Origin of the sequence: Prauserella halophila (assembly GCF_024171895.1) — a bacterium.
GTDB classification, from domain to species: Bacteria; Actinomycetota; Actinomycetes; order Mycobacteriales; family Pseudonocardiaceae; genus Prauserella; species Prauserella halophila.
Genome location: NZ_JAMTCQ010000013.1, coordinates 328,316 through 335,110 on the forward strand (window position 1 = coordinate 328,316; position 6,795 = coordinate 335,110).

General features: G+C 67.7%; 6 protein-coding genes. 1 reads left to right on the plus strand and 5 read right to left on the minus strand.

The genetic code is table 11. The features are described from left to right. Window positions 1-139: 139 nt before the first annotated feature. Window positions 140-1,090 carry a DivIVA domain-containing protein gene (locus tag LY41_RS20850; RefSeq protein ID WP_253865876.1) on the minus strand — a complete coding sequence of 317 codons (951 nt, stop codon included), beginning with the start codon at window positions 1,088-1,090 and terminating at the stop codon, window positions 140-142. Window positions 1,091-1,388: 298 nt separating this feature from the next. On the opposite strand from LY41_RS20850, the gene LY41_RS20855 reads away from it, so the two are divergent. Further along, window positions 1,389-2,027: a hypothetical protein gene (locus tag LY41_RS20855; protein ID WP_253865877.1), complete on the plus strand. Its 639-nt coding sequence runs from the start codon at window positions 1,389-1,391 to the stop codon at window positions 2,025-2,027. Window positions 2,028-2,078: 51 nt separating this feature from the next. On the opposite strand, the gene LY41_RS20860 is transcribed toward LY41_RS20855, so the two are convergent. The 4 genes from LY41_RS20860 to metK all read right to left on the minus strand — a co-directional run. Then, the gene (locus tag LY41_RS20860) at window positions 2,079-2,963 is read right to left on the minus strand and encodes a mycobacterial-type methylenetetrahydrofolate reductase (protein ID WP_253865878.1); all 885 of its coding nucleotides are present in this window, start codon (window positions 2,961-2,963) and stop codon (window positions 2,079-2,081) included. Between the two features lie 153 nt (window positions 2,964-3,116). Next, window positions 3,117-4,577, minus strand: coding sequence for an adenosylhomocysteinase (gene ahcY, locus LY41_RS20865; protein WP_253865879.1), 1,461 nt, complete (start codon window positions 4,575-4,577; stop codon window positions 3,117-3,119). A 390-nt stretch (window positions 4,578-4,967) separates the two neighbouring features. Then, on the minus strand, window positions 4,968-5,945 hold the full coding sequence (locus LY41_RS20870; RefSeq protein WP_253865880.1) for a carbohydrate kinase family protein: 978 nt from the start codon (window positions 5,943-5,945) through the stop codon (window positions 4,968-4,970). Between the two features lie 110 nt (window positions 5,946-6,055). Then, window positions 6,056-6,795, minus strand: a 740-nt coding sequence (gene metK, locus LY41_RS20875) for a methionine adenosyltransferase (protein ID WP_253865881.1), incomplete at its 5' end; no start/stop codon positions are given.

Consider the following 6,795-nt stretch of genomic DNA (forward strand, 5'->3'; position numbering starts at 1 on the left):
GACGGCAACCTCGTCCAGTGCTACTGAAATCGATGTTCATGTGCAATAGAACGCCCGCGGCGCCACCGGGACGGACGATCACCACCACACGGCCGGGCCCCTGCCGCCACGCGCAGCTACCGGGTGCAGGCCGCCTCGCTCACGTCCGTCGCGGCGCCACCGACACGGCATCGTCGCCACCGACACGTGGTGCGGGCACCGACTCCGCAATCGAACCGGAATCCCCGGCCGCGGGGTCCGGTCCCGCCGCACGTTCCGGCCCCACCGCGGGTTCCACCGCCGCGGGTTCCGACACCGCGGGTTCCACCGCCACCGGGTCGGTGAGTTCACCGGCCGTACTCAGGATCTGCCGCGTCTCCCGCAGCCGGGTCGACAACGTGCGCTGCAGCTCCTCCAGCTCCGCCACCCGCGTGCTCGCGCGTGCGACCACCTCGGCGGCGTGTTCGCGCGCCTGGGCGAGAACACCGGCGGCGCGATCGGCCGACTCCTCCTCGCGGCGCTGCATCTGGCGTTCCGATTCGGCCCGCCGCGCCGCGAGCGCCTTCCCGAGCTCCTGCTCCGCGTGCTGACGACGACGGGCCGATTCCTCGTCGCGCCAGCGCCGCTTCTCGTCGGCCACTCTCTCGCGTTCCCCGGCCTCGACCCGATGGCGGCGGGTCCGTTCGGTGAACTCGGCCTCCAACTGCGTGCGCCGATCGTCCAGTTCGGCGAGCGTACGTTCGTACCGGCGGCGGAGCCGACGTGCCTCCTCGTCGGCAGCGGTGCGGGTGCGTTCGGCGTGATTGCGCGCATCCTGCACGATCTCGGCGGCTTCGGCGTGCGCCAGGTCGACCAGCCGCAGCATCCGCTCCGACAGCCCGTCACTCTCGATCGGGGTGCGGCACACCCGGTCGAACTTGGCTCGCAACGCGGCATGGGCCTCGCGCAGTTCCGCCAGCTCCGCGGCCAGAGCCTCGGCGCGACGCTCCTGTCGTGCCCGATCCGTTGCCATGGCGCGATGTTGCTCTTCGAGCGCAGTCAAATGACGATCAACGGCCTCGCGGTCGTAGCCCGCGAACGCCATCCGGAACCGGTTCTGCGAAACACCCATGCCAACCTCCACTGCGCGCCGACGCCGTTCGCCGGAGCCGGATCCACCACACGCCACGCCCTGCCTCACCCACCGGGAGGCACCGTGTGGACGGATCGTTTCGCCCGGCGTACCAAGGAAAAGTGACCGCCCACGGGTGACCATCGACTGCGACGAGCCGACGACCACGACCGCCATCGACACTACCCGAACTCTCCGCCCGCCCACCGCCGAAAACCGCGCGGGGACACGCCGTCCCCGACGACGAACTCGGCCGGACGGCGCCAGTGGCGCATCCCGGCCGCGGAAGGGAGCGAGCATGAAGCACGCCGGACTGACTCATGCCGATTGCGTAGCTTTGATCGGCGATCGAGCCTGCCGCGTTACGGCCACGATCACCGTCGACGGCGGGAAGCCCGTCCCGCTCGCGGCCTACGTCTGCCCCGGCGGTGATCTGCTCGTGCCGACCGGGACCGATCCGTCCCTGCCGCGCTCGGCCGTCAGCAAACCCGTCACGGTGGAATTCACCGGACCGGTCGGCGGAGACGAGAACTGGACCATCAGCGGAACCGGCCTCGCCCAGCCGCTCTCGCACCACGACCGCCCGCAGGACGACCACCCACAGGCCATGCTCTACGCCTTCGACAACGGCATCCGCGTGCTCATGGCCCGGCTGTCCGCCGTCCGCGCCGACGTCACCACGCTCGGCCAGCAGCGGACCACCGGCACACCCCGGCACCGTCCGCACTCCCACCGCCTCGGCGCAGCACAGCAATCCCCGCACCGGCCGTTCGCCCGCGGGCACCCGAACCGCGCCCAACACGTCCCGCCGACGGCGATTGCACTCACCCCGCTGCGGGTAACCGGTAATGCGGCGGAGCGGAACACGAAAAATCCCGGGGGCCGACCGGCGGACATCTCCATCGGTCGGCCCCCGGGATCATCGGGGAACCGGTGAGCGCTGCGAACGCCGCCGCGGCGTCGCGGCTGCGAGATCAGCTCAGCGGAATCAGCTCAGCGGCGAGTAGTAGTCCAGCATCTCGCTGAACACCTCGAACGCCGGCTTGGACACGCCGAGCGGCGCCTCCAGGTGGACGCTGATATCGAAGCCGAGGTCGCCCACGCCGTCGATGACGCGCTTGTACAGGTCCACGAGCTCGCGCTTCTTCTGCTCGAACGGCATCTCGGCCAGCCGCGCGACGTACTCCTGCTCCTTCTTGACGACCTCGTTACCCGGATCCTGGATCAACCAGTCGATCAGGCCGAGCTTCGTCTCCACCTTCGGCACGAAGCCGAACGAGAGCAGAATGTCCGGGCGGTGCTCGGACTGCTTCGCGAAGTCGCGCAGGAAGCCGACGATGGAGTCGGAGAACAGCAGCTGCGTCATGCCGTAGGTGGCACCGCGGTCACACTTGAAGCCGAACCGGCCCTGCTCCCCTTCCCGCGTGGGGATGAGGATCGCGCCGCGGTTGGGCACGACGTCGGTGAACTCGGCCAGCGCATCGGTCGGCGCCATGCCGGAGCCCTCGCCGTCGGCCATGGTGCGGGGCACGCCCACGAAGACGATGCCGTCCATCCCCGCGTCCCGCAGGGAGTGCAGCCGCTGGGTGAGCTGGGGCTTGTCGTGGAACGCCGTGACCTGGGTGCACAGACCCCGCACGTCGTCCAGCTCACCGCTGACCGAGTTCCAGAAGTCCAGCACGTCCATCCGCGGTTTCAGCTCCACGGGACGGTCGGACTCCTCCTCGATCATGCCCGGGATCATCAGGTGCTTGATGGCGCCGTCCAGGCCGGTCTCCTTGGCGACGCGCGCGACCTTCTGGCCTTCCTCGGCGGCAGCCTGGGCGCCGCCTTCCACCTCGGGCGGAACCAGCTCTAGAGCAATGGTTTTCATGTCGAACCGCCTTCTCGGGTCCTCCAGTGCACGAAACGGTGACTGCTTCGGGCTGCGGGTCCGCCCGGTGGGAACCGGGCGGACCCGCGCGGTACGTACCCGCCCGGCCCCGGATGACGGGGCCGGACCGGACACGCCCTCACCGCGAAGTGATCAGTACCGGTAGTGCTCCGGCTTGTACGGACCCTCGACGTCGACGCCGATGTACTCGGCCTGCTCCTTCGTCATCTTGGTCAGCTTCACACCCAGCGCATCGAGGTGCAGGCGCGCCACCTTCTCGTCCAGGTGCTTCGGCAGCAGGTAGACGTCCTTGCCGTACTCGCCCGGCTTCGTCCACAGCTCGATCTGCGCCAGCGTCTGGTTGGTGAAGCTGTTGGACATCACGAAGCTCGGGTGGCCGGTCGCGTTGCCCAGGTTCAGCAGACGACCCTCGGACAGCACGATGATCGAGTGGCCGTCCTGGAAGGTGAACTCGTGCACCTGCGGCTTGATCTCGAGCTTCTTGATGCCCGGGGTGGCCTCGAGGCCGGCCATGTCGATCTCGTTGTCGAAGTGGCCGATGTTGCCGACGATGGCCTGGTGCTTCATCTTCGACATGTGCTCGGCCGTGATGATGTCGAAGTTACCGGTCGTGGTGATGAAGATGTCGGCCGTCTCGACGACCTCGTCCAGCGTCGTGACCTGGTAACCGTCCATCGCGGCCTGCAGCGCGCAGATCGGGTCGACCTCGGTGATGATGACCCGGGCGCCCTGGCCGCGCAGCGACTCGGCCGAACCCTTGCCGACGTCGCCGTAGCCGGCAACCACGGCAACCTTGCCGCCGATGAGGACGTCGGTGGCACGCATGATGCCGTCCGGCAGCGAGTGGCGGCAGCCGTACTTGTTGTCGAACTTCGACTTGGTGACCGAGTCGTTGACGTTGATCGCCGGGAAGAGCAGGTCGCCCGTCTTCACCAGCTCGTAGAGCTTGTGAACACCGGTCGTCGTCTCCTCGGTGACGCCCTTGATCTCCTTGGCGAGCTTGGTGAAGCGGCCCTTGTCATTGGCCAGCGACTTGCGCAGCGTCTCGAGGACGACCTTGAACTCGGCCGGGTCCTCGTTGGTCGGCTGCGGCACGGCGCCGGCGGCCTCGAACTCGGCACCCTTCTGCACGAGCATCGTGGCGTCGCCACCGTCGTCCAGGATCATGTTGGCGACCTTGCCGTCGCCGAAGTCCCAGAGCCGGTCGGTGCACCACCAGTATTCCTCGAGCGTCTCGCCCTTCCAGGCGAAGACCTCGACGCCCTCGGGCTTGTCCGGCGTACCGTTCGGCCCGACGACGACGGCCGCGGCGGCCTCGTCCTGCGTCGAGAAAATGTTGCAGGACACCCAGCGCACCTCGGCACCGAGCTCCACCAGGGTTTCGATCAGCACAGCCGTCTGCACGGTCATGTGCAGCGAGCCCGCGATACGCGCGCCCTTCAGCGGCTTCGACGCGGCGAACTCGCGACGCGTCGCCATGAGACCCGGCATCTCGTGCTCGGCGAGCCGGATCTGGTGCCGGCCGGCCTCCGCCAGCTTCAGGTCGGCGACGGCGAACTCGAGACCGTTCACCTGCTGCAACTTGTTACCCATGACTTCCTTTCCGATCCTGACCCTCGCCTACCGGGACTACCTACACGACGACGCGCGCCGACGACGCGCTCGTGGGGTGGGAATCCGGCATACGCGATGGGCCTCCTGTGACAGAGGCGCCCTTTCGTTGCCAGGGAAAGTGGCCGAGCGTGGCGGAGACCCCTCCGCTGCAGCGCCTCTCGGCCTACTCGAGTCGAGTTTCCCAGGATCATTGTCGCGCGGTCAAACATCTCGAAGCACCGTCACACTCGCTGGAGGTGCCGACGTGCTTCGCCTCCGGGTGGTGAGCGACGACTGCGCCGCATGCTGCGGGATGCCCTCGGTCGCGAGGCCGCCGTCGGCGACGGGCACGCGCTTCGCAAGAGCCGACAGGACAGCCGCCGTCCGTCGTCACACTCGCAGCTTGGATTCGATCTCGGCCGCGGCGTCGTTGCCGTACGCCTTGGCCACGCGGTTCGAGAACTCGGAACGGTCCAGCGTGTACTCCTGCGGGCCCACTGCCTCGAGCACGATGCTCGCGAACACACAGCCGACCTGGGCCGCGCGCTCCATCGTCATGCTGACGCTCAGGCCCCACAGGAACCCGGCGCGGAACGCGTCGCCGACACCCGTCGGCTCGGCGACCTTGACGTCGGGGATCGACGGGATCTCGATCGTCTCGTGGCTCGTGCCCGAGATGCGCACGCCGTCCCCGCCGAGCGTGGTGACCCAGCTGCCGACGCGGTCGAGCACCTCGGCCTCGCTCCAGCCCGTGTTCTTCAGCAGCAGCGTGGCCTCGTACTCGTTGGTGAACAGGTAGGTCGCGCCGTCGACGAGCTTGCGCACGTCGTCGCCCGACATGATGGCGAGCTGCTGCGAGATGTCGGCCGAGAACGGGATGCCGTACTTCCGGCACTGCTCGGTGTGGAGCAGCATCGCCTCGGGGTCGTTGGCGCCGATGAGCGCCATGTCGAGGTCACCGACACGGTCGGCCACGGACTTCACGTCGACGTCGCGCATCTCGCTCATCGCACCGGCGTAGAACGAGGCGATCTGGTTCTCTTCCTCGTCGGTGGTGCACAGGAACCGCGAGGTGTGCTGGGTCTCGGAGACGTGCACGGACTTGGTGTCGACGCCGTGCTGCTCCAGGAAGGACCGGTACTCGCCGAAGTCCTGCCCGACGGCACCGACCAGGACCGGGTTGAGGCCCAGGCGGCCCAGCCCGAGCGAGATGTTCCCGGCGACTCCGCCACGACGGACGTCGAGGTGCTCGACGAGGAACGACAGCGAGACGTTCTCGAGCGAGTCGGCGACCAGCTGGTCCTTGATCTTGCCGGAGAACGACATCAGATGGTCGGTTGCGATCGAGCCGATGACGGCGATGCGCATAACGGGGTCCACTCCCTTTTGGGTGTTCGAAAGCTTGCGGGGCGCACGTGGAAGCGGCGCCGGGGGAGGCTACTGGCTGTTGCCCGCCTCCCCCGGCGCCGCGTTCACCGTCAGGCCTTGGCTGCGTCCTTCAACGCTGCCGCGCGGTTGGTGTTCTCCCACGGCAGGTTCGCGTCCGGACGGCCGAAGTGGCCATACGCCGCGGTCTGCGCATAGATCGGCCGCAGCAGATCCAGATCCCGGATGATCGCCGCCGGACGCAGATCGAACACCTCGTTGATCGCCGCCTGGATCTTCTCCGGCGCGATCTTCTCCGTCCCGAACGTCTCCACGAACAGCCCCACCGGAGCCGCCTTACCGATCGCATAGGCGACCTGCACCTCGGCCCGATCCGCCAGACCGGCAGCCACCACGTTCTTGGCCACCCACCGCGTCGCATACGCCGCGGACCGGTCCACCTTCGACGGGTCCTTACCCGAGAACGCGCCACCACCATGACGGGCCATCCCGCCATACGTGTCGACAATGATCTTCCGACCCGTCAGACCCGCATCACCCATCGGACCACCGACCACGAACCGGCCCGTCGGATTGATCAAAATGTTCGGGTTCTCCGCCTGCAGACCCAGATCCTCGATCTCCGGATCAATCACATACTTCTGCACATCCGCCGCAAGCTGCTTGTCCAGATCGATACCCTCAGCATGCTGCGACGACAACACCACCGTGTCCAACCGGACCGGCTTGTCCTTGTCGTACTCGATCGTGACCTGCGTCTTCCCATCCGCACGCAAATACGGCACCGTGCCGTTCTTCCGCACCTGCGACAACCGCAACGACAACCGGTGCG

What these genes read in the sequence shown, in the direction of transcription:
- LY41_RS20850 (WP_253865876.1), bottom strand. Translation starts at nt 1,090, where the DNA reads ATGGGTGTTTCGCAGAACCGGTTCCGGATGGCGTTCGCGGGCTACGAC.
- LY41_RS20855 (WP_253865877.1), top strand. Translation starts at nt 1,389, where the DNA reads ATGAAGCACGCCGGACTGACTCATGCCGATTGCGTAGCTTTGATCGGC.
- LY41_RS20860 (WP_253865878.1), bottom strand. Translation starts at nt 2,963, where the DNA reads ATGAAAACCATTGCTCTAGAGCTGGTTCCGCCCGAGGTGGAAGGCGGC.
- ahcY (WP_253865879.1), bottom strand. Translation starts at nt 4,577, where the DNA reads ATGGGTAACAAGTTGCAGCAGGTGAACGGTCTCGAGTTCGCCGTCGCC.
- LY41_RS20870 (WP_253865880.1), bottom strand. Translation starts at nt 5,945, where the DNA reads ATGCGCATCGCCGTCATCGGCTCGATCGCAACCGACCATCTGATGTCG.